The 1,624-nt window shown below is 71.4% G+C and carries 2 protein-coding genes; one reads left to right on the forward strand and one right to left on the reverse strand.

The window, feature by feature from the left end; genetic code table 11:
- Window positions 1-172: 172 nt before the first annotated feature.
- On the reverse strand, window positions 173-868 hold the full coding sequence (locus G3I19_RS36400; protein WP_164267933.1) for a TetR/AcrR family transcriptional regulator: 696 nt from the start codon (window positions 866-868) through the stop codon (window positions 173-175).
- A 145-nt stretch (window positions 869-1,013) separates the two neighbouring features.
- Here G3I19_RS36400 and G3I19_RS36405 point away from each other — a divergent pair, with 145 nt between their 5' ends.
- The gene (locus tag G3I19_RS36405) at window positions 1,014-1,463 is read left to right on the forward strand and encodes a nitroreductase family deazaflavin-dependent oxidoreductase (RefSeq protein ID WP_164267934.1); all 450 of its coding nucleotides are present in this window, start codon (window positions 1,014-1,016) and stop codon (window positions 1,461-1,463) included.
- Window positions 1,464-1,624: the final 161 nt, after the last annotated feature.

Raw genomic sequence — 1,624 nt, forward strand, 5'->3', positions numbered from 1 at the left:
CCGCCGGGCCCGCCACGCCGCCGCACCGGACGGTCCGGGCCGGGCCGTCCGTCCGCCCGCGACAGCCCGCCCCTCAGGGGTCCGCTTCGCTGGTCGGTGCCGGGGTCGTCCATGAGGGCAACGCTAGACCGACGGGGGTGCCCGGGGCGTCAGCCCGGCGTGGCGGTCACGTCTACTCCCGGCGGAGTAGCCCGACGGATTCCGCGAGACCGTCCGCGGCCCGTTCGAAGAAGGCGTCGCGGTCCGTCACCACCTGTTCGAACTGGCCGAAGACCTCGAAGGTGATCAGCCCGAAGAGCTGCGCCCAGGCCGCGGTGAGTGCGAGGGCAGCGGCGGGCGGCAGGTCCGGGGCGATTTCCGCCGCCAGGCGATCCGCCTCGGACCGCAACACAGGAGGCACGGGCGGGAGCGCGACGCCGTCGCCGCGGTAGGCGTCGCCGACGATGGAGATCAGGACGAGGGCCACCCTCGACGCGGGGCCGACGGTCGCGCCGGGCGCGGTGTAGCCCGGTACCGGGGAGCCGTAGATGAGGGCGTATTCGTGCGGACGGGCGAGCGCCCAGCCGCGGACCGCCGTACACACGGTGACCCAGCGGGAGCGGGCCGCGGCCCGGCCCGCTCCGGCGAGAGCGGCCTCCGCGGTCTCGCCGATCGCGTCGTAGGCGTCGACGATGAGAGCGGTGAGGAGATCGTCACGGCTCGGGAAGTACCGGTAGAGCGCGGAGGAGACCATGCCCAGTTCGCGCGCGACCGCGCGGAGGGAGAGGTTCGCCGCACCCTGGTCGGCGAGCTGTCTGCGCGCCTCGTCCTTGATGGCCGCGGTGATCTCGGTACGGGCTCGTTCTCTGGCTCCTCGGACAGCACTCATGGTGGCCAGTGTGCCAGATTCCAGATCACTGACCAATAACGAGAGTGCTGCTCTTGTTCTGGATCGACAACCGGTGCACACTGCTCTTGAGCGAGAGCAGTGCTCACACTTTATTTGTGCTCACACTTCACTGAGGGAGAACCCCATGACCACCTATGTCAGGAAGCCCGGCTGGTTCACGGTCCAGGTGCTCAACCGGACAGTCGCCTGGCTGACCAGGCACGGCGTCAGCGTCTGGGGGTCCCGGATCCTGGCGGTGCGCGGACGCAAGAGCGGCCAGTGGCGCCGCACCCCGGTCAATCCGCTGAAGCTGGACAGTGGCGAATACCTGGTCGCCGCACGCGGACACGTCCAGTGGACCCACAACATGCGCGCGGCAGGCGGCGGCGAGCTGCTGCTCGGCCGCAGATCACAGCCCTTCCACGCGGTGGAGGTGCCCGACGGCGAGAAGCCGGAGATCCTGCGCGCCTATCTGAAGCGCTGGAAGATGGAGGTCGGGGCGTTCTTCGACGGTGTGAGCGCCGACTCGCCCGCCGCCGAACTCACCCGAATCGCCCCCGACCACCCCGTCTTCCGCATCACCGCACCGAAGTAGGGCCCGGGCCGTCCCGCGAAGCCCCGGCCGGCACCGCGACGCCAGGGCGTGCTCCCGCACCGCACACCGGGCACGCACTCCCCCCACCGCACCGCCACACGGGGCACGCACGGGGCACGCGCTGCCCCACCGCACCGCGGCACCGGGCACGCACTCTCCCC

Origin of the sequence: Streptomyces sp. SID10853, from assembly GCF_010548145.1 — a bacterium.
In the GTDB taxonomy this organism is placed as follows: Bacteria; Actinomycetota; Actinomycetes; order Streptomycetales; family Streptomycetaceae; genus Streptomyces.